This window comes from Nocardioides luteus, assembly GCF_000960475.2.
Lineage (GTDB): Bacteria > Actinomycetota > Actinomycetes > Propionibacteriales > Nocardioidaceae > Nocardioides > Nocardioides luteus_A.
This window is the reverse complement of sequence record NZ_JZDQ02000042.1, coordinates 1-18,757: the sequence shown is the minus strand read 5'-3', so window position 1 is coordinate 18,757 and position 18,757 is coordinate 1. Positions and strand designations below refer to the sequence as shown.

General features: G+C 68.9%; 21 protein-coding genes. 14 read left to right on the top strand and 7 right to left on the bottom strand.

Going from position 1 to position 18,757, the window contains the following annotated elements; translation table 11 throughout:
* Nucleotides 1-47: 47 nt before the first annotated feature.
* On the bottom strand, nt 48-1,085 hold the full coding sequence (locus tag UG56_RS23600) for an LLM class flavin-dependent oxidoreductase (protein ID WP_045550267.1): 1,038 nt from the start codon (nt 1,083-1,085) through the stop codon (nt 48-50).
* A gap of 7 nt (nt 1,086-1,092) precedes the next feature.
* The gene (locus tag UG56_RS23595) at nt 1,093-1,887 is read right to left on the bottom strand and encodes a deoxyribonuclease IV (protein WP_045550266.1); all 795 of its coding nucleotides are present in this window, start codon (nt 1,885-1,887) and stop codon (nt 1,093-1,095) included.
* 74 nt (nt 1,888-1,961) lie between these two features.
* Here UG56_RS23595 and UG56_RS23590 point away from each other — a divergent pair, with 74 nt between their 5' ends.
* The 7 genes from UG56_RS23590 to rplI all read left to right on the top strand — a co-directional run bounded on the left by UG56_RS23590 (nt 1,962) and on the right by rplI (nt 7,611).
* Nucleotides 1,962-2,282, top strand: coding sequence for a metal-sensitive transcriptional regulator (locus UG56_RS23590; protein WP_045550265.1), 321 nt, complete (start codon nt 1,962-1,964; stop codon nt 2,280-2,282).
* Nucleotides 2,283-2,316: 34 nt separating this feature from the next.
* Nucleotides 2,317-2,520 carry a heavy-metal-associated domain-containing protein gene (locus UG56_RS23585; RefSeq protein ID WP_008355452.1) on the top strand — a complete coding sequence of 68 codons (204 nt, stop codon included), beginning with the start codon at nt 2,317-2,319 and terminating at the stop codon, nt 2,518-2,520.
* A gap of 5 nt (nt 2,521-2,525) precedes the next feature.
* The gene (locus UG56_RS23580) at nt 2,526-5,759 is read left to right on the top strand and encodes a heavy metal translocating P-type ATPase (RefSeq protein WP_045550264.1); all 3,234 of its coding nucleotides are present in this window, start codon (nt 2,526-2,528) and stop codon (nt 5,757-5,759) included.
* A gap of 103 nt (nt 5,760-5,862) precedes the next feature.
* Nucleotides 5,863-6,150, top strand: coding sequence for a 30S ribosomal protein S6 (gene rpsF / locus UG56_RS23575; protein ID WP_008355448.1), 288 nt, complete (start codon nt 5,863-5,865; stop codon nt 6,148-6,150).
* Nucleotides 6,151-6,254: 104 nt separating this feature from the next.
* Nucleotides 6,255-6,839: a single-stranded DNA-binding protein gene (locus tag UG56_RS23570; protein WP_045550263.1), complete on the top strand. Its 585-nt coding sequence runs from the start codon at nt 6,255-6,257 to the stop codon at nt 6,837-6,839.
* 71 nt (nt 6,840-6,910) lie between these two features.
* Complete coding sequence (gene rpsR / locus UG56_RS23565; protein WP_008355445.1) at nt 6,911-7,147, top strand: 30S ribosomal protein S18; 237 nt, start codon at nt 6,911-6,913, stop codon at nt 7,145-7,147.
* Nucleotides 7,148-7,158: 11 nt separating this feature from the next.
* Complete coding sequence (gene rplI, locus UG56_RS23560; RefSeq protein ID WP_045550262.1) at nt 7,159-7,611, top strand: 50S ribosomal protein L9; 453 nt, start codon at nt 7,159-7,161, stop codon at nt 7,609-7,611.
* 147 nt (nt 7,612-7,758) lie between these two features.
* Here rplI and UG56_RS23555 read toward each other — a convergent pair whose 3' ends face one another.
* Nucleotides 7,759-8,334: a DinB family protein gene (locus tag UG56_RS23555; protein ID WP_045550261.1), complete on the bottom strand. Its 576-nt coding sequence runs from the start codon at nt 8,332-8,334 to the stop codon at nt 7,759-7,761.
* A 150-nt stretch (nt 8,335-8,484) separates the two neighbouring features.
* Here UG56_RS23555 and UG56_RS23550 point away from each other — a divergent pair, with 150 nt between their 5' ends.
* Together UG56_RS23550 and UG56_RS23545 are read left to right on the top strand one after the other, a co-directional pair.
* Nucleotides 8,485-8,811 (top strand): helix-turn-helix domain-containing protein, encoded by a 327-nt coding sequence (locus tag UG56_RS23550; RefSeq protein ID WP_045550260.1) that lies wholly within the window; start codon nt 8,485-8,487, stop codon nt 8,809-8,811.
* Between the two features lie 116 nt (nt 8,812-8,927).
* Complete coding sequence (locus UG56_RS23545) at nt 8,928-9,599, top strand: hypothetical protein (protein ID WP_045550259.1); 672 nt, start codon at nt 8,928-8,930, stop codon at nt 9,597-9,599.
* Nucleotides 9,600-9,639: 40 nt separating this feature from the next.
* Here the strand turns inward: UG56_RS23545 and UG56_RS23540 are convergent, their stop codons facing one another.
* Nucleotides 9,640-10,995: an MATE family efflux transporter gene (locus UG56_RS23540; RefSeq protein ID WP_084101524.1), complete on the bottom strand. Its 1,356-nt coding sequence runs from the start codon at nt 10,993-10,995 to the stop codon at nt 9,640-9,642.
* 471 nt (nt 10,996-11,466) lie between these two features.
* Between UG56_RS23540 and dnaB the strand changes: the two genes are divergently transcribed.
* From dnaB to UG56_RS23520, 4 genes are all read left to right on the top strand, one after another.
* Entirely contained in the window at nt 11,467-12,897 is a 1,431-nt protein-coding gene (gene dnaB, locus UG56_RS23535; RefSeq protein WP_045551507.1) for a replicative DNA helicase, read from the top strand.
* Between the two features lie 117 nt (nt 12,898-13,014).
* Nucleotides 13,015-13,614, top strand: coding sequence for a sulfite oxidase-like oxidoreductase (locus UG56_RS23530; protein WP_045551506.1), 600 nt, complete (start codon nt 13,015-13,017; stop codon nt 13,612-13,614).
* A gap of 26 nt (nt 13,615-13,640) precedes the next feature.
* Complete coding sequence (locus tag UG56_RS23525) at nt 13,641-14,342, top strand: ferredoxin reductase (protein ID WP_143055164.1); 702 nt, start codon at nt 13,641-13,643, stop codon at nt 14,340-14,342.
* Between the two features lie 40 nt (nt 14,343-14,382).
* Complete coding sequence (locus tag UG56_RS23520) at nt 14,383-14,664, top strand: DUF6510 family protein (RefSeq protein ID WP_045551504.1); 282 nt, start codon at nt 14,383-14,385, stop codon at nt 14,662-14,664.
* 68 nt (nt 14,665-14,732) lie between these two features.
* Here the strand turns inward: UG56_RS23520 and UG56_RS23515 are convergent, their stop codons facing one another.
* Genes UG56_RS23515 through UG56_RS23505 form a run of 3 tightly spaced genes read right to left on the bottom strand, consistent with a single transcriptional unit; the run spans nt 14,733 to nt 18,144 of the window.
* Entirely contained in the window at nt 14,733-15,410 is a 678-nt protein-coding gene (locus tag UG56_RS23515) for a class F sortase (protein ID WP_045551503.1), read from the bottom strand.
* Entirely contained in the window at nt 15,410-16,711 is a 1,302-nt protein-coding gene (locus UG56_RS28525) for a sortase domain-containing protein (protein ID WP_052694158.1), read from the bottom strand. The genes UG56_RS23515 and UG56_RS28525 overlap by 1 nt, the downstream gene beginning before the upstream one ends.
* Nucleotides 16,708-18,144 (bottom strand): hypothetical protein, encoded by a 1,437-nt coding sequence (locus tag UG56_RS23505; RefSeq protein WP_045551502.1) that lies wholly within the window; start codon nt 18,142-18,144, stop codon nt 16,708-16,710. Before UG56_RS23505 ends, UG56_RS28525 begins: the two co-directional genes overlap by 4 nt.
* Nucleotides 18,145-18,458: 314 nt before the next feature.
* Between UG56_RS23505 and UG56_RS28055 the strand changes: the two genes are divergently transcribed.
* Nucleotides 18,459-18,757 (top strand): hypothetical protein (locus tag UG56_RS28055; RefSeq protein ID WP_218145275.1); only part of this gene is annotated, 299 nt, incomplete at its 3' end.

Sequence of the window (18,757 nt, the reverse complement as noted above, 5' to 3'; positions counted from 1 at the left end):
TGGTCCTTCTCGCCGATTCTTCAGGGATCTCTCAGCGGGCTCTTGTCTCAGCTTCCCGCGCGTCCCGGTGACCACCCGAGCATCGGTCCGAGCCTCGTCGCCATGTCGGTGAGGATCTGGACGTAGTCGTCGTGGCCGAACGTGAACGGCAGTGCGAAAGCCACCTCGTCGACCGCCTGGAAGCCCGCGTGGTTGCTGAGCTGCTCGGCCAGCTGTTCGCTGCTTCCGACCAGGTCAGGGGCGAAATAGGCGCGCTTGTGCGGGCCCAGCTGCTGTGGCTCGCGGGTGCGGGGCAGCCGGGCGGCGGCGTACGTCTCGTACTTCTGTTTCTGCTCCGGCGTCGCCGTGTCGGTGGGGATGACGACGAGGCCCTGGGAGACGCGAGCGGCCTCGCCGGCGGGGTGCAGCGAGCGGAAGAGATCGATCTGCGCGCGCTGGATCTGGGCAAAATCTTCGCCCTCGGCGTCGATCACGCTCGAGGTGAGCAGATTGAGACCCTTTTCGGCGGCCCAGGTGACGCTGCGGGTGGAGCCGCCGCCGTACCAGACCCGCTCGCGCAGGCCCGGGGAGTGCGGCTGGATGCTCCGTGAGAACGTCTCGATCCCGCGGGTGCCCTCGAACGTCGAGACCGGCTTGCCCTCGAGGTTGTGGAGGAGCCGCTCGACGCGGGTGTAGGTGAAGTCCTCGACGTCGTGGGTGTCGGGGTAGAGGTGGTCCTTGAGCGCGTCGTAGTTCATCGGCGGGCCGACGCTGACGCCGGGGTTGATCCGGCCGCCGCTGCCGCGGTCGGAGAGTACGTCGACGGTGCCGAGGTCCTCGGCGAGGCGGAACGGGTTCTCCAGGCCGAGCGGCGTGACGGCCGTGCCGAGCTCGATCCGCGAGGTGCGCTGGGTGGCCGCGGCCATCACCGCGATCGGGGAGGAGATGCCGTACTGCAGGTGGCGGTGACGCAGCCAGGCCGAGTCGAAGCCGAGCTCCTCGCCCAGCTCGATGATCTGCAGGGTCTCCTCGTGGCCGGCGGCCGGTGCGGAGGGATCGAAGAGGCCGATCGTGAGGAAGCCGAGCCGGCGGAGTCGTCGGGTCATGTCGTGCTCAGAGCCGCTCGCGGAGCCAGGCGAAGTCGCTGGCGTGCTGCTCGGCGCCGCCCGGGGTCTCGCAGATCACCGGGGCGCCGGCGTCGCGGACCACGCCGGCGAGCAGGTCGGGGTCGATGCGGCCGGCACCGAAGTTGGCGTGGCGGTCGGCTCCGGAGTCGAACTCGTCGCGGGAGTCGTTGCAGTGGACCAGGTCGATGCGGCCGGTGATCTTGCGGACGTCCTCCACCACCGTCTCGAGCGGGTTGCCGCCGGCGTGGGCGTGGCAGGTGTCGAGACAGAAGCCGACGTTCTCCGCGCCCTCGGCGGTGGAGATGGCCTCCCAGACGCCGGCGATCCGGTCGAGGTAGCGCGCCATCGCGTTGTCGCCGCCGGCCGTGTTCTCGATCAGGAGCGGGACCTTGATGTCGGTCGCCTCGATCGCCTTGCGCCAGTTGTCGAAGCCCTTGGCCGGGTCGTCGTCCTTGTTGACGTGACCGCCGTGGACGATCAGGCCCTTGGCGCCGACCTCCGCCGCGGTGTCCATGTGCTGCTGGAGGAGCTTGCGGCTCGGGATCCGGATCCGGTTGTTCGTCGTGGCCACGTTGATGATGTAGGGCGCGTGGACGTAGAGATCGACACCGGCCTGCTCCGCGCGTCCTTTGAGCGCGGCTGCGCCGTCGGCGTACGTCACCACCGGGCCCTTGTAGGACTGCGGGTCGCCGAGGAAGAACTGCACCAGGCTCGCGCCCCGCGCGGTCGCCTCGGCGACGGGGTCGGTCTGGTCAACGTGGGCACCGATCGCAACAGCCATGGGGCCAGTCTAGGACGCGGCACCGACATCTCTGCGGGGTTGACCTCATACCATACGGGGGTATGGTAGGCGGCATGGACGAGCACACCGGGCACGAAGGCCACGCGGATCACGGATACCTCCACAACAAGAACAAAGAGGCCTATCTCAAGCGCCTCAAGCGCATCGAAGGTCAGGTGCGCGGTCTGCAGCGGATGGTCGAGGACGAGGCTTACTGCATCGACATCCTCACCCAGGTCTCCGCCTCCACCAAGGCGCTCCAGGCGGTCGCTCTCGGGCTGCTCGACGAGCACCTCGGTCACTGTGTCGCGGGCGCGGTCCAGAACGGTGGCGCCGAGGCCGACGAGAAGCTCGCCGAGGCCTCCGCAGCGATCGCTCGCCTCGTCCGGTCCTGATTGTCAACAATCCAACAACCCTAGGAAGAGTCTCATGAGCACCCAGAACTTCACCGTCGTCGGGATGACCTGCGGCCACTGCGTCGCCTCCGTCACCGAGGAGGTCACCGAGATCGCCGGTGTGAGCAACGTCGACGTCGACCTGGCCTCCGGCAACGTCACCGTCACCGCCGCCGAGCCGATCTCTGACGACGCCATCCGCGCGGCCGTCGAAGAGGCCGGCTACTCGCTGGCCTGATCACGATGAGCCCCACCGCCGCCACATCCACGGAGCAGCAGCTCGAGATCGAGGGCATGACCTGCGCGAGCTGCGTGCGCCGCGTCACCAAGGCCATCAGCCGCGTCGAGGGCGTCGAGGACGCCAACGTCAACCTCGCCACCGAGACCGCGCTGGTGCACTTCGATCCCGCTCGCACCGACCTCGCCGAGATCAGCGCCGCCATCGAGAAGGCGGGCTATCAGGCTGTCCTGCGATCGTCGACTGTCGACAATCCGCAGGAGCCCGAGGTAGGCGAAGACGATCGAGACGTACGCCGCGAGAAAGAGCTCGTCCAGCTCAAGCGGCGGTGGATCACGGCCCTGGCGGTGGGGCTCGGCCTGATGGCCCTGATGTACGTCCCGCTCCCCGTCGACGCGATGGAGCCGGTCATGTCGATCGTGCTCGTGGTCGCCGCGGTCACCCAGTGGTGGGCGGGCCGGGACATCTATCTCGCGGCGGCCCGCGGCCTGCGCCACGGCACCGTCGACATGAACACCCTGGTCACGCTCGGCACCGGCATCGCCTTCGCCTACAGCGCCTTCGTGACCCTGTGGATGGGGCAGGCCGAGGCGTGGGGCCTGCCGCTCCACCTCTACTTCGAGACCGCCCTGGTCATCGTCGCGCTGGTGCTGATGGGCCGCTGGCTGGAGGCCCGGGCCAAGTCGCGTACGGCTGATGCGGTCAAGGCCCTCGTCGGTCTGATGCCGGAGACGGCCACGGTCGTCCGCAACGGTCGCGACGTCACGGTCCCGGTGGCGAACCTGCGGGTCAACGACCGGATCCGGGTGCGTGCCGGGGAGAAGATCCCGGTCGACGGCCGCGTCGTCGCCGGGGCGTCCTACGTGGACGAGTCCATGCTCACCGGCGAGAGCGATCCCGTGCGGAAGGCCGAGGGCGACATCGTCATCGGCGCCACGATCAACCAGACCGGCTCGTTCGAGATCGAGGCGACCGCGGTCGGCTCCGAGACCACGCTGGCGCAGATCATCGCGATGGTCGAGTCCGCCCAGGGCTCCGGCACCAAGCTGCAGCGCCTGGCCGACCGGGTCTCCGAGGTGTTCGTGCCCGCCGTCCTGGTGGTCGCCGCGCTGACCTTCGTCGGCTGGCTGGTCCTCGGGCCCGATGCCGAGCGGCTCACCAGCGCCGTGACCGCCGCGATCGCGGTCCTCATCATCGCCTGCCCCTGTGCCCTCGGCCTGGCCACGCCCGCCGCGGTCATGGTGGGCGCCGGTCGCGCCGCCGAGCTCGGCGTGCTGGTCGGCTCGGGCGAGACCCTCGAGCGCGCCCGCTCGGTCACCGCCATCGTCTTCGACAAGACCGGCACGATCACCCACGGCAAGCCCGAGGTCTCCGAGGTCGTGCCTGCTGCCGGGTGGACGGCGGACCAGCTCGTCCGCATCGCCGCCGCCGCCGAGACCGGCAGCGACCACCCCCTCGCCACCGCCCTCCGGTCCTTCGTCGAGAAGTCACCCGCGTCGGCCGAGAAGTCGGCGGCGCTGGCCGAGGCGTCACGTACGTCGGTCGAGGCGTCATCTGGCGACGTCTCGGCCAGCGCGCCTGACGTCTCGGCGTTCGAGACTCACCCGGGTCGCGGGATCAGCGCGGTCGTCGACGGGCAGCGCGTCGTCGTCGGCAACTCGGCGATGCTGGCCGAGGACGGCATCGACGCCGCCGACAACGGGTCGGTCCTGGTCGCGGTCGACGGGGCGTACGCCGGGTCGATCCGGGTCGAGGACCAGATCCGCGACGAGGCGAAGGAGACGGTCCGCCTGCTGGAGGAGTCGGGCGTCGAGGTGCACATCCTCAGCGGCGACGCGGCCGCGACGGTGGCGAAGGTGGCCGACGAGATCGGCGTACGCCACGCCGCCGGCGGCCTCCTGCCCGAGCAGAAGCTCGCCCGGATCCAGCGGCTGCAGGATGAGGGCAAGGTCGTCGCGATGGTCGGCGACGGGATCAACGATGCCCCGGCGCTGGCCCAGGCCGACGTCGGGATCGCGATCGGCACCGGCACCGACGTCGCCCTGGCCGCCTCCGACATCACCCTGGTCGGTGGTGACCTTCGTGGCGTGGTGACCGCGCTGGCGCTCTCCCGCCGTACGGTCGCGACGATCAAGCAGGGCCTGTTCTGGGCGTTCGCCTACAACGTGCTCCTCATCCCCGTCGCCGCGCTCGCCCTCCTCGACCCGGTCCTCGCCGGCGCCGCGATGGCGATGAGCTCGGTCAGCGTCGTCACCAACGCGCTGCGCCTGCGAGGTTTCCGCCGGCCGGAGACCCCGGAGGCGTACGCCGGCCGTGGCTTGGTCACCAAGGCCCGCGACGGTGGATATCTCCTGGTCACGGCCGTGATCGCGCTCTCGATCGGGGCCGCGCTGACCTACCTGTCGCGCACCGAGCCCGCGCAGCGTGGCATGAACGGCATCCTCGCCTGGGCGCAGGGGATGAGCCCGATGCGACCGTCGATGACGGAGATGCACGAGGTCGACGTGGCCCCGGTCAGCTCCGCAGAGTCGGGCATCGACGTCGCGATCACGCGGCGCGAGGGCGGGCTCCGCTTCCTGGTGACGGACGCCGGGACCGGCGAGCCGGTGACCGACCTCGGCCGCACCCACCAGGCCTGGATGCACGTCATCGTGACCAGCCAGGACCTCTCCTGGTTCCGCCACCTGCACGCCGAGCCGACCGGCCGTCCGGGCGAGCTCGAGACCGACGTGACCTTCCCCGCCGGAGGGACCTACCGCGTCGACACCGAGTTCCGCCGGCGTGCCGACATCGCCGATGTGCTCGACCGCCAGCAGCTCACGGTCGAAGGTACGCAGCCCCCGGCCGTCCCGCTCGAGCCGACGCCGAGATCGTCGACTGTCGACAATCTCACCGTCGCGCTGGAGGGCTCGCTCGTCGCCGACCAGCAGAGCGACCTGCACTTCCGGTTCGAGGACAGCACCGGGAAGATTGTCGACGATCTACAGCCCTACCTCGGTGCGGCCGGCCATGTCGTGGTCATGAGCGCGGACGGCGCGACCTTCATCCACGGGCACGCCGAGGGCGACGAGCTGGCGGTCCCCGGAGCGAGCTTCGGGCCCGAGCTCGGGCTGCATCTGGACGTACCCAAGGCCGGTCTCTACCGCCTGTGGGCCCAGTTCCGGCTCGGCGACGGCACGGTGATCACGGTGCCGTTCACCGTCGAGGCCGTGGATTCGGCCGCGGGTTCGGCTGGTTGATACGCTGACGCGTCCCTTTCCACAGATGGAGATGGGACATCGCATCAGCCCTCCTGCCATGGAGAGACCATGGCCGCCGAGTCCGTAGGAGGTGGAGAACGCTATGCGCGCCTATGAAGTAATGGTGATCCTCGAGCCCAGCCTCGATGAGCGCACCGTCGCCCCGACCCTTGACAAGTTCCTGAAGGTCGTCACCAACGATGGTGGCACCGTCGAGAACGTTGACGTCTGGGGACGTCGCCGTCTGGCCTACGAGGTCAACAAGAACGCCGAGGGCATCTACGCCGTCGTCAACCTGACCGCCGAGCCCAAGACCGTTCTGGAGCTCGACCGCCAGCTTGGCCTCAACGAGCAGATTCTGCGTACGAAGGTCATCCGCCCGTCCAAGTGACGCGGATGTCACCGTCGGAAAATGTCGGTGCGTGGTCCTATGTTTGGGCCCAGGAATAACTCCTGACCGACACCGACACCCAGATCAGACTCAAGGGAGATCTCATGGCAGGCGACACCGTCATCACCGTGATCGGCAACCTCACCGACGACCCGGAGCTTCGCTTCACGCCGTCCGGTGCAGCCGTTGCCAACTTCACGATTGCTTCGACGCCCAGCAGCTTCAACCGGCAGACCAACGCGTGGGAGGACGGGGAGACCCTGTTCCTGCGCTGCTCGATCTGGCGCCAGGCTGCTGAGAACGTCGCCGAGTCCCTGCAGCGCGGCATGCGTGTCGTCGCTCAGGGTCGCTTGAAGTCGAGGTCCTACGAGACGCGTGAGGGCGAGAAGCGCACTGTCTTCGAGCTCGAGTGCGACGAGATCGGTCCTTCGCTCCGCTACGCGACCGCCAAGGTCACCAAGGCCAGCCGGCAGTCCGGCGGCCAGGGTGGCGGCGGCGGTTACAACCAGGGCGGTGGCTACAACCAGGGCGGCGGCTACGGCGGCCCCCAGGGTGGTGGCCAGGCCCCGGCGGGGAACGACCCGTGGGCCTCGCCGGCTCCGCAGCAGCCTGCCAACGCGGGCGGCGGCGCGCCGGCCAACGACCCGTGGGCGACCCCGGGCGTGGGCAACGACGAGCCTCCCTTCTGATCAGCAAAAACCCCATCCGAATCCCTCAACCATTCCGGCGCTAGCCGGGCTTCTAGAAAGGAAGCACCACAATGGCCAAGGCAGTGATTCGCAAGCCTAAGAAGAAGGTTTGCCAGTTCTGCAAGGAGAAGGCGACCGGTGTCGACTACAAGGACGCCACCCTGCTCCGTAAGTTCATCTCCGACCGCGGCAAGATCCGCGCCCGTCGCGTGACCGGCAACTGCGTCCAGCACCAGCGCGACGTGGCCATCGCCGTCAAGAACGCGCGCGAGGTCGCTCTGCTGCCCTACACCTCCACCGGTCGCTGAGGAGGATCGACATGGCTACCAAGATCATCCTTCAGCAGGAGGTCACCGGGCTCGGTTCCGCCGGTGACGTCGTCGAGGTCAAGGACGGCTACGCCCGCAACTACCTGATCCCGCGTGGCGACGCCATCCGCTGGACCCGTGGCGCCGAGTCGCAGGTCGAGTCGATCAAGGCTGCGCGTTCGGCTCGCTCCGTGCGCGACGAGGCTCACGCCGCCGAGATCAAGGGCAAGCTCGAGGCCAACACGGTCAACGTGAAGGTCCGCGCCGGCAAGGACGGCCGCCTCTACGGCGCCATCACCGCCGCCGACATCGCCGCCGCGGTCACCGAGACCACCGGCGAGTCGATCGACAAGCGCACCATCGCGCTGGGCAACCCGATCAAGTCGCTCGGTTCCCACGAGGTCTCCGTCAAGCTCCACGACGAGGTGTCCGCCAAGCTGGCCCTCAACGTGGTCCCCGCTTGATCTAGGGATTCCACACAGGCCCGCCTCCCTCGGGAGGCGGGCCTGTTCGTTTTCGCCGAGAAGTCAGGTACGTCGGCCGAAGCGTCACTCCCGTCGGCCGACTGGTCACCTGAGTGCCATCTCGGCCGCCCGGGGTGACGCCTCGGCTCAGAACTTGTTCGCGATGTCGGTCAGCTTCGAGACGTACGCCGGCCAGTCGTACTCCGAGGGGATGTTGTCGCCGGGTTTGCGCCAGCCGACGGCGCCGTCCGCCGCTTCGCGGAGGATGTCGGCCTGGCCGCCGTGACCGGCGAGGTCGGCGAAGAGGTGCACCAACATCTGGTGGAGGGTGACCTCCTCGTCGCCCCAGTGGGGTACGCGGCCGATGGCGTCCAGCGGCAGCGCGTCGATGGTCTCGTCGCCATGGGCGATGACCCGACGGTAGAGATCGATGATTCCCTCGATGGTCTCGTCCTCGGTGGCGTACCAGTCCGCCTGCGGGTCGGCCTCGAAGACCTCGTCCGAGATCAGCTCCTCGAGATGCGGGAACGGGCGGCCGAAGGTCGTCCCGAGGTAGACGGCCTCGACCCCGGTGACGTGCTTGATGATGCCGAGGAGATTGGTGCCGGTCGGCGTACGCGGCAACCGGGCCTCACGCTCGGGCAGGTCCTCGACCTTGGAGATCAGCGCTTCGCGGCGCGCGTCGATGTAGCTCTTCAGGGTGCTCTTCGGATCGGCGGGCATGCCCTGACCTTCGCGCCAACCCGGATTCGGTGCAAGCGAGTATGTGGGACTCGTTGTCTCGAAACCTCATCGAAACATGAGACGGCTCTATAACCTGTTCTCTTGCGGATCGCCGGGGATCCGCCGGCGACCACTCGGGAGGTCCCCCACATGTTGACCCATGACAACGGAGCCGTGCTGGGAAAGCTCGAGGAGGTGAAGCCACACTCCAGGTGGATTCTCGGCGAGACGCTCGAGGTCATGCTGCTCAACGGCGTCGACCGTCCCGCCGACGTGGCGGCGCGGATGGAGGTCCCGCCGTCGACGGCCGCCTACCGCGTACGCCTGCTCCGCGAGCTCCTCGGACCGGACCTGCACGATCCGGCGGTGAGGCTGGCGATGATGCGGGCGTTGCGTTCGGCGCTGCCGCGGTGGCGGGCGGAGGCGGCGTACGCGAAGCGGCGCCGCGCGCGAGGTAACCGGGACACATGTTGTTGATATGAACGAAATAGTCCGGGTCCCTGGCCCGGACCAGCCCGAACGGACCGAACCGCTCCTAGCGTGATCGTCCGGTCGAGACTCCTCGGCCGACCCCACCACCAGAGGAGCGTGTCATGTCGAACATGTCCAAGCTGGCCAGATTCACCGTCGTACCCGTCGCGGCCGTCGCCGCGATCGGTCTCGCCTCACCCGCAGCGTTCGCGGCCTCGAGCTACAACCTCAGCGCCGGATCGGCGGCCGCAGGTTCGAGCGTCGCCTTCGGAGCGCAGGGGAGCGGCATCACCTTCACCGACGTCACCGCCGGCGCCACCGTCACCTGCAGCGGCAGCTCGATCTCGGGCACCGCGACCCCGGGCGATGCCATCAGCGGCACCGGAATCGCCGCGCTCGACGGTTCCAGCGTCTCCTTCACCGACTGCACCGGCCCCGCGGGGATCGACTTCACCGTCACCGGATCGGGCACCTGGTCGCTCGACGCCACTGGTGACACCGACGCGAACGGCTCCACCGCCGGCACCATCAGCGGGATCTCGGCCAGGGTCAGCGGGTCCGGCTGCTCGTTCGACGCGACCGGCTCGGTGGCCGGCGCCTACACCAACGGCGACTCGTCCGGCACGCTCACCCTCCCCGGGAGCGAGCCCACCCTGACGCTGTCCAACGTGTCCGGCTTCCTCTGCGGGGTCGCCGGGATCTCCAACGGCGACCAGGTCTCCTTCGCGGCGACCTATGCCGTCAGCGCGACCGACGCGGCCAACAACCCGATCCTGGTCACCAGCAACCCCTGATTCCCGACCCGAGGTGAGAACGGGCTGGTCGCCGGCGGGCTCAGGCGCCGGTGACCAGCCAGTGGTCGCTTCGCGCACGCAGCGTCAGCACCACGAAGCGCGCACCCATGAAACCGACGGCGAAGGTGATCCACACCCACACCAGCCCGCCGCCGAGAGCGACGGCCAGGGCGACGAGCGGGACATAGGCGACCAGGGTCCACACCCCGCCCCAGGCCAGGTAGCGCCCGTCGCCGGCACCGATCAGCACCCCGTCGAGGACGAAGACGACGCCCGCGATCGGCTGCGCGATCGCCGCCACGATCGCCACCGGGACCAACAGCTCCCGCACGGCCCGGTCCTCGGTGAAGAGCGCGCCGAGGAACGGGGAGAGAGAAGCCAGGAGTACGCCGGTCGCGACCCCGATCACGACGCCCCACCACACCATCCGGGCGGTGATGGCCCGGGTCTCCCGGGTGTCGCCGGCGCCGAGCGACCGCCCGGTCAGCGCCTGGGCGGCGATCGCGATCGCATCGAGCACGAAGGCCAGGAACGTCCACAGCGTGAAGGCGATCTGGTGGGTCGCCAGCCCGACGGCCTGGTCGCCCACGGCGAGATGGGTGACGGCGTACGTCGTGACCAGGAGCGCCACCCGCAGCGTCAGCGTGCGCACGACGAGGGCGACGCCGGCCCGCGCGGCGGCGCGGATCCCGGGCGCGTCCGGGCGGAGCGGCACCGACTCGGCGCGGGCGGCTCGCACCACGACGTACGTCAGCATCGCGGCGGCGAGCACCTGTGCGATCACCGAGCCGATCGCCGATCCGGCGATCCCGAGCCCGGCGCCGTAGACGAGGCCGAGGTTGAGCACGATGTTGAGTACGTTGGCGACGACCGCCGCGACCAACGGTGTCCGGGTGTCCTGCAGCCCGCGGAGCACACCGGTCGCCGCAAGCATCATCAGCAGTGGTGTCACCCCGAGGACAGCGATCCGGAGGTAGGTCGTCGCCGGGCCGGCCACCTCGTCGCCGGCGCCCACCGCCCGGCTGAGCGGCTCGGCCAGCACCATCACCGGGACCGTGACGACGACTCCGATGATGACGGCGAGCCAGATCCCGTCGATCCCCTGCCGGAGGGCGCCGGCGGTGTCGCCGGCGCCGATACGGCGGGCGACCGATGCTGTCGTGCCGTACGCCAGGAAGACGCAGAGACCCACGATCGTCTGGAGGACGACCCCTGCGACGCCGAGGCCGGCGAGCTCGCGGGTGCCGAGATGGCCGACGATCGCGGAGTCGGCCAGCAGGAAGAGCGGCTCGGCGACGAGCGCCAGGAAGGCGGGGATCGCGAGCCGCCAGATCTGCTTGTCGAGGCCTCGGCGGTCGGTCTTGGAGTAGTTCTTCGTATCCGCCGGGGTGATCACGGTCTCCAGGTTAAACACCGTCGGCCCGGAGCGTTGTTCAGGGCAGGTGGAAAACCTGTGGAAAACGTCGTTGCGGCGCTATGTCGACAAAACGCCCGACGAGGTGAGCCAATCCCGGGGGTAAAACCGGATGGGCTGCGTACTTTCTTCCGTCCACAGGTCGTGAACAACAAAACTGCAGGTCAGATTGGCTTTACCGATGACGTTTCACTAGTTATGCACAGCCGGTTCCCCAGGCTGTTCACATTGACCAGGGTGTCGTCCACCGCTATCCCCTGGTTATCCCCAGGGCCTGTGGATAACCCTCTGTCGCCGATGTGGCATGCGACGTAAGGTCGCGGAGACTTGAGGTGTCGTCGAGGGTCGGCCCCGGACGGTGTGAACAGAAACTGTCGGTGCTGACCCTTAGCGTGGGAACGGATCGACCGAGTCCACGCAGCGACGATCCGCAGACCACGGAGGGGCAAGGGAATGAGCGTCACTGAGACCGGCTCGATGGGCGGTCCGGGCGACTTCCCGGAGCCGCCGTTCGAGGAGTGGGGCGACGGCCCCGCGGCGTACGAACCGGGCAACGCTCCGCGCGCCGTCAACGACCGCACGCCACCGCAGGACATGGCCGCCGAGCAGGCCGTCCTCGGTTCGATGCTGATCTCCAAGGACGCCATCGCCGACGTCTCCGAGACGCTGCGCGGCACCGACTTCTATCGTCCGACGCACGAGTCGATCTACGACTCGATCCTCGATCTCTACAGCCGCGGCGAGCCGGCCGACATGGTCACCGTCGCCGACGACCTGCGCCGCAAGGGCGAGCTGGAGCGGATCGGCGGTGCCCCTTACCTGCACACGCTCGCCTCCAACGTCCCGATCGCCGCCAACGCGGCCTACTACGGCGAGATCGTCCGCGACAAGTCCGTCCTGCGGCGCCTGGTCGAGGCCGGCACCAAGATCGTGCAGATCGGCTACGCCGGCGAGGGCGAGGTCGACAACATCGTCGACGAGGCCCAGGCCGAGGTCTTCAAGCTCACCGACAAGCGCTCCGGTGAGGACTACTCCCCGCTGGCCGACATCATGGACGGCGTCCTCGACGAGATCGAGGCGATCTCCAACCGCGAGGCCGGCCTCTACGGCGTCCCGACCGGCTTCGCCGACTTCGACGAGCTCACCAATGGTTTCCACGCCGGCCAGATGATCATCGTCGCGGCCCGACCCGCGATGGGTAAGTCGACCCTGGCTCTCGACTTCTGCCGGGCCGCCTCGATCCACAACAACCTGACCAGCGTCTTCTTCAGCCTGGAGATGAGCCGCTCGGAGATCACCATGCGCCTCCTCTCCGCCGAGGCGAAGGTGCCGCTCAACCACATCCGCAACGGCAACATGTCCGACGACGACTGGAACAAGCTGGCCCGCAAGATGGGCGAGGTCTCCAGCGCGCCGATGTTCATCGACGACAGCCCCAACATGACGATGATGGAGATCCGGAGCAAGGCCCGGCGGCTCAAGCAGCGCCACGACCTCCGCCTCATCGTGATCGACTACCTCCAGCTGATGAGCTCCGGCAAGAAGGTCGAGTCCCGCCAGCTCGAGGTCTCCGAGTTCTCCCGTCAGATCAAGCTGCTGGCCAAGGAGCTCGAGGTCCCGATCATCGCGCTCTCCCAGCTCAACCGCGGCTCCGAGCAGCGCGCCGACAAGCGCCCGGCCGTCTCCGACCTGCGTGAGTCGGGATCGCTGGAGCAGGACGCCGACATGGTCGTCCTCCTCCACCGTGATGACGTCTACGAGAAGGAGTCGACCCGCCCCGGCGAGGCCGACGTGATCATCGCCAAGCACCGTAACGGCCCCACCCGCGACCTCGTCGTCGCCTTCCAGGGTCACTACAGCCGCTTCGTCGACATGGCCCACTGACGCCTGTGTCGACGCCGAGCTCGTTCCCACCACGGGGGCCGAGCTTTGGAACTACGCTGCGATGGGGCGCGGCACCCGACAGCCGCTGACCCTCGAGAGAAGGGTAGGTGGCTTGAGATGGTGCACGTGACGCGCGGCTTCACGGGCAGGCACCCTGCAACGGACGACCGACTGCCTCCTGGGCAATACCTGACCGACGACTTCCCGGTGTTGTCGGCCGGCCCGACACCCGCCATCCGAAGAGACGAGTGGACGTTCAGCGTCACGGACGGAGACCAGGCCCTGCGATCCTGGACGTGGGACGAGTTCATGGCCCTGCCCTCGGAGGACATCACGGTCGACATCCACTGCGTGACCCGTTGGAGCCGACTGGACACCACTTGGAGAGGTGTCGCCATCGACGATCTCCTGGCAGACGTCGACACCGCGGCCGAGTACGTGCTTGCTCGCTCCTACGGCGGCTACACCACGAACCTCCCGCTCGAGGACCTGCTCGACGGCAAGGCCTGGATCGCATACGAGCACGACGGTGAGGACCTTCCCGCCGAACACGGTGGACCAGCTCGGCTTCTCGTCCCGCACCTGTACCTCTGGAAGTCCGCCAAGTGGATCAAGAGCCTCGATCTCGTCGAGGACGACGACCCGGGCTTCTGGGAGTCGCTCGGCTATCACGACTACGGCGACCCATGGCGCGAACAGCGATACCAGGGCGACTAGGGGCGCGGCGCTGGCAGAGCGCCACCGTGACCGGAAGCCGCCTCGAGACGGCCACGGCCCACACCTTGTCCCTGCGGGTCGACGAATGGAACGGTCACCTGCCCGGGCAGCACATCGACGTGCGGCTGACCGCCCCGGACGGCTACCAGGCCGTACGCAGCTACTCGCTCGCAGCGCCGGCCGACGACGGCGTCATCGAGATCACCGTGCAGCGCCTGCCCGGAGGCGAGGTCTCTGCCTTCCTCACCGATATCGCCATGATCGGCGACCAGCTCGAGATCCGAGGCCCCCTCGGCAACTGGTTCGTGTGGGACCAGGACGACCCTTCGCCCGTCCTCCTCGTCGCGGGCGGATCGGGCGTCGTTCCCCTCATGTCCATGATCCGTGCTCGCGATCGAGCCGACATCCAGACGCCACTTCGCCTCGTCCACTCCGTGCGAACCCCGCAGGATCGCATCTACGGAGACGAGCTCACCCGGCTCGCCGCCCAGGCCGGAGGGCCTTCGGTGACGTGGCTCTACACACGCACCGCGCCGACGACCGAGACGCGTCCGCCAGGTCGACTCCGCCCGAGCGATCTCGACGACGGAAGCAACTGGACGTCGGGTGCGACGCCGATCTGTTTCGTCTGCGGCCCCACCGGTTTCGTCGAAGAAGCGGCGAACCACCTGCTCGCAGCCGGGCACCACGCCGACCGGATCCGTACCGAACGTTTCGGCGGCCGCTGAGCGAGACCACTGCACGAGTCATGGAAAGGAAGACCCTGTCATGAGCGAACACCGGGACGGCAACGCGCTAGCAGGACCGCTCGCCGACATCTTCACCGTCGAAGCCACCACCGCCGAGGTGCAGTGCCGGGCCTGTGGGCTGTCGACAACGCTGGCCCAGCTCGTCGTCTACGGGCCCGAGCCGGGCCTCGTGGGCCGCTGCCCAGGATGCAGCGAACACGTCATCCGCGTGGCGACGACGCCCTCAGGCACCTGGCTCGACCTCGGCGGAGCCACCTCGTTCCACTTCACGTCGACGGCTACGCGCGCTAGCAGCCGTTGAGGACGGGGCGGTGAACCGGCCCGGGGTGCCCCGTGGCCCGGGCCGGTTCGTCTGTGGCGGCGCCGTGGTCAGGCGACCTTGAGCAGGCGCTCGAGCTTGGCGAAGACAACCAGGTTCCTCTGGTATCCGCCGTGGTCCTGGTCGTAGTCGCCACCGCAGGTGATCAACCGCAGCCCGGCGTACCGAATGGGGCCGTAGACCTCGTCGGTGGGGAACCGGTTCTTGCGGACCAGCCGCACCTTCGTGACGGTGAAGACCGCGAGCCGACCGTCGGCGCGGTGGACGCGGATGGTGTCGCCCTGCTCCAGCTCACGGAGCCGGTAGAAGACCGCCGGGCCATGGGTGGAATCGACGTGGCCGGCGATGACCGACGGGCCGACGTCGCCGGGCGTGGGGGAGTAGCGATACCAACCCGGCCGGTCGGCCTGCGCCATCGTCGGGACCTGCAGCTTCTTGTGCTCGTCCAGTCCGAGCCGAAGCAGCCTCCGGTCGAGCCCGATCGCCGGGATCTCCAGCCTGACCGGAGCGGCCTGATCCACTCCGTCCATCGAGACGTACGCCGGGCGTGGACCCGTCGCACGCTGGTCGGGCGCCCCGTGGCCGCCAGTGTCCGGGCTGGTTGCCGGAGTCTCCCCCGGGTGGAGCCCGATCAGCAGCCCGGCCGTGACGAGGATGATGGAGCACGCCAGGCCGAGGTACGCGAGCGCACCTCGGCCCGGCGTCGACTCCGGCGCGGACCTGGCCATCAGCTCTGCTGCTTCGGCTGGAGCAGCTGCACGGCGGTGCCGTAGACGATCACGTTGGTGCCCTTCGTCTTGCCCTTCCCCGGGGCGAAGCCGATCAGGCGCAGCTGCGGGTCGTCGGTCATCCCGTACACGGACTGCGACGGGAACTGGTCCATCGAGACCGTCTGCACCCTGTCGACCCGGAACTGGATGGTGGTCGAGTCCATCCGGGTGACCAGAGCGGTGTCGCCCTTCACCAGCTCGCCGAGGTGGGCGAAGATCGCGTGGTGGCCCTGCATCGCCCCCACGATCACTCCGGGCCCGACCTGCCCGGGAGCGGCCGCCTGCTGGTACCAGCTCGCCTCGGTGCTCTTCTTCGGCGTCTGCAGGGTGCCGGAATCACTGAGCCCGACCGCTCCCAGCTTCTGCTGCATCCCCAGGCGCGGGATGGTGAGGGCGTACGGGATCACGCTGGCGTTCTTGTTCCAGGTCTTGTACGCCTTGTGGTCGCTCGGCACCTGCCAGGCCACCGGCTTCGATCCCTCTGCCTCGTGCTTCCGATGGGTGGGCGACGGGGCCGGAGACCGGGTCGGAGCCGAGCCCGGGGGGCTCGCCGGTGCTGATGGTGAGGCCGCCGGAACGTCGATGGCAGCCGTCGGCGCCTGCGGCCCGCTGCGCAGATTGGACGCGACGAGCAGTCCGACGACGGCAAGTACGGTGAACGCGGCGGCCATACGAACACCGCGGCCGAAGACGAGCTGCCTGCGACCGTGGCTCTTGCTCTTCGGACGTACCGTCTTGGCCGGCTTCGGCTCCTTGAACATCGCCTCGAGCGGCGACTCCGCAACCGGGGTCGGTGCCGGCGCTGGAGCCAGTGCGGGGGCCGCTGCCGGCGCCAGTGTCGTCGCGGCTCGACGCTCGATCAGCCGGGCGCCGTGGAACCGCCACGCGGGTGCGATCACCGCGAGCGGACCCTGCTGGATCGCCCAGATCACCATCCACACCACGCCGATGTGCAGGGCGAACGTGCCGGCCGAGGGCCGCTGCCCGAGGGCACCCAGCACAGCCCACAGCGCCACAGCCTCGGGCACGCCGGCGAGGAGCGAGAAGAGGCCGGGCCAGTCCTTGTCCCACCGCAGCTGCTGGAGAGCGTGGTAGGCCAGCTCCCAGCCGAGGCCGAGAGCGGTCATGATCAGCATGGTGAGCAGACCGCCCACCAGCGTGAGCCCAGGCAGGAGCGCCAGCAGCAGTGTGAGCGGCACGGCCACCAGGGCCATCAGCGCCACGCGTGTCTGCAGCCGTCCCGAGAGCGTCGGCGTCATAGCGATTTCCTTCCCATCCACTTCCACCACTGGCGTACGGAGCGCGCCGGGGTGAGCCGCTCGCCCAGGCCGTGATCGGCGAGGACGTCGGCGATGCTGAGTGCGGCGCTCTGCAGACCGAGGAACGAGTCCACCGGTCCCAGCGGCCCACCGCGCGCGTTCATCCCCGAGGCGAAGATCGCCCCGGAGTGGTTCTCGGAGCCGGCGACCACAAAGTCGTCGCCGACCCGGAGACAGCCGAGGTCGTTGACCTCGACGATGCCCTGCTGGACCATGTCGCTGATCAACGGATGGTTGTCGGCCCGCTGGTCCATCCCGGTGGCATCGATGACGTAGTCGACATCGAGCTCGTAGGTCTCCTTGTCGGCGAGCCGGATCTGGGCCCTGACCTGGTCGTCGAGGGCGACGAACTGCTGGACTTCGCCGGCCAGCGCGTCGTACCAGCCCTCGGCGCGTGCTTCGCGCAGCGGCGCAGCCCACTCGGTCCGATAGGGCGTCGAGGTCGCGCCCAGCTTCGTCGACAGCTCGATCCGGCCGTCCTCGTCGAGCCGCCTCATGGTGTCGCGGAGCTGTCCGCCGAGGGCGGCCTTCGGGAAGTCGTACGGGTGGTGGGTGAATCCGCACCCGTCGTCGTCATAGCTCCGGAAGAGCTGAAAGATGTGTACGTCCTTGCCGGATCGTTCGCGGTCCTCGATCAGTCGCTGGAGGACCCTCGAGGACGCGATCCCGGAGCCGCGCACCAGCACGGATCCGCCGTGCTCGGCGAGGTCGTCGTAGACCTCCGAGTGCTGCTCGTAGGCATGCACCAGCCGCTGCGGGTAGGGATGCTCGAGGCGGAAGCCGACGGCCTCCGGCGTGAGCTTCGGTCCGAAGGGTCCGAGGGCGAGGTGTACGTAGTCGCACACCAGCGCCAGGTCTCGTCGGTTCCCGCGACGCCGGACGAGGACCACGTAGCCCCCGTCGGGTTGCCGCTGCACTCGCAGCGCCATGCCGCGTACGGTCATCTTGTTCCAGCCGATCCGCGCGGTCTCCTCCTTGACGGCATGCTGGACGAGGCCGGCAGTCGGTGCGTAGGGGCGGGCCAGGACGGGCTCGACGAGCGAGCGGAGGATCAGGCCGGGGCTCTTCGTCTCGTGCGCCTCTCGGGCTGCGTAGCCCGGGAAGCCCCAGAGGTTGTCGATCCGCGCCGATGACTCGGAGCGGAGCCGGTCGCGCGGGCCCATGCCGGAATCGCGACAGGCGTCGGCGAAGGCCTGCTCCGGCTGCCGGTGCAGCGAGACGACCCGGATGTCGGCGGTGCTGACGCCGCCGATCCGGAGCCGGTCGACGAGAGCGAAGGATCCCAGCCCGCCGCCGATCGAGACGATCGGCACCTGCTGGAACTCGAGGTCTGCGGGGTTCTCGGTGGGCAGATGGTTCTGCATGGTGGTCATCGGGGCTCCTGCACGTTCTGTGATCGGGGCAGGTGGTGCGGCACGGCGGGTGAGCCGTGCCGCACCACCCAGGTGGGGCCGGCGAGCGTCAGCTCGCGCGGCTCCGGAGGCGACGAGACGCCGCTGCAGCACCCAGCCCGAGGGCCAGCAGCCACAGCCAGTCGGCATCGTCACCGGAAGGGCTTTCGGCGCGCCCCCTGTTGCTGGCGGTGCCGCCACCGCCCGCGCCGACCGCCCCCATGGGCGTGACGAACACTCCGTTCGGAGCTCCGCCGTGGACCCCAGCACCGTGGTTCATGCCCGAGGCTCCGAAGGTGGCACTGGCTCCAGTGCCCATGCTTCCGAACTCGGTCATCGGCGAGAGGCCGCCGAAGCTGGTGCTGGTCGTCGGCGTGTACATCCCCGCGCCCGTGCTGGAGCTGCCGGGGAAGTACACGGCCGGGTTCCCGGCCGTCGACGTACCGGGGTACGTCATCCCGCCATGGCTGCCGGCAGTGTTGCTGCCGGTCGAGCCGCTGGTGGAGCCGCCGGTCGAACCATCGGTCGAACCGCCGGTCGAACCATCGGTCGAACCGCCGGTCGAACCATCGGTCGAACCGCCGGTCGAACCATC

Bases quoted from the DNA above. Each gene is read 5' to 3' on its own strand.
- UG56_RS23600 (WP_045550267.1), bottom strand. From the start codon at position 1,085: ATGACCCGACGACTCCGCCGGCTCGGCTTCCTCACGATCGGCCTCTTC.
- UG56_RS23595 (WP_045550266.1), bottom strand. From the start codon at position 1,887: ATGGCTGTTGCGATCGGTGCCCACGTTGACCAGACCGACCCCGTCGCC.
- UG56_RS23590 (WP_045550265.1), top strand. From the start codon at position 1,962: ATGGACGAGCACACCGGGCACGAAGGCCACGCGGATCACGGATACCTC.
- UG56_RS23585 (WP_008355452.1), top strand. From the start codon at position 2,317: ATGAGCACCCAGAACTTCACCGTCGTCGGGATGACCTGCGGCCACTGC.
- UG56_RS23580 (WP_045550264.1), top strand. From the start codon at position 2,526: ATGAGCCCCACCGCCGCCACATCCACGGAGCAGCAGCTCGAGATCGAG.
- rpsF (WP_008355448.1), top strand. From the start codon at position 5,863: ATGCGCGCCTATGAAGTAATGGTGATCCTCGAGCCCAGCCTCGATGAG.
- UG56_RS23570 (WP_045550263.1), top strand. From the start codon at position 6,255: ATGGCAGGCGACACCGTCATCACCGTGATCGGCAACCTCACCGACGAC.
- rpsR (WP_008355445.1), top strand. From the start codon at position 6,911: ATGGCCAAGGCAGTGATTCGCAAGCCTAAGAAGAAGGTTTGCCAGTTC.
- rplI (WP_045550262.1), top strand. From the start codon at position 7,159: ATGGCTACCAAGATCATCCTTCAGCAGGAGGTCACCGGGCTCGGTTCC.
- UG56_RS23555 (WP_045550261.1), bottom strand. From the start codon at position 8,334: ATGCCCGCCGATCCGAAGAGCACCCTGAAGAGCTACATCGACGCGCGC.
- UG56_RS23550 (WP_045550260.1), top strand. From the start codon at position 8,485: ATGTTGACCCATGACAACGGAGCCGTGCTGGGAAAGCTCGAGGAGGTG.
- UG56_RS23545 (WP_045550259.1), top strand. From the start codon at position 8,928: ATGTCGAACATGTCCAAGCTGGCCAGATTCACCGTCGTACCCGTCGCG.
- dnaB (WP_045551507.1), top strand. From the start codon at position 11,467: ATGAGCGTCACTGAGACCGGCTCGATGGGCGGTCCGGGCGACTTCCCG.
- UG56_RS23530 (WP_045551506.1), top strand. From the start codon at position 13,015: ATGGTGCACGTGACGCGCGGCTTCACGGGCAGGCACCCTGCAACGGAC.
- UG56_RS23520 (WP_045551504.1), top strand. From the start codon at position 14,383: ATGAGCGAACACCGGGACGGCAACGCGCTAGCAGGACCGCTCGCCGAC.
- UG56_RS23515 (WP_045551503.1), bottom strand. From the start codon at position 15,410: ATGGCCAGGTCCGCGCCGGAGTCGACGCCGGGCCGAGGTGCGCTCGCG.
- UG56_RS28525 (WP_052694158.1), bottom strand. From the start codon at position 16,711: ATGACGCCGACGCTCTCGGGACGGCTGCAGACACGCGTGGCGCTGATG.
- UG56_RS23505 (WP_045551502.1), bottom strand. From the start codon at position 18,144: ATGACCACCATGCAGAACCATCTGCCCACCGAGAACCCCGCAGACCTC.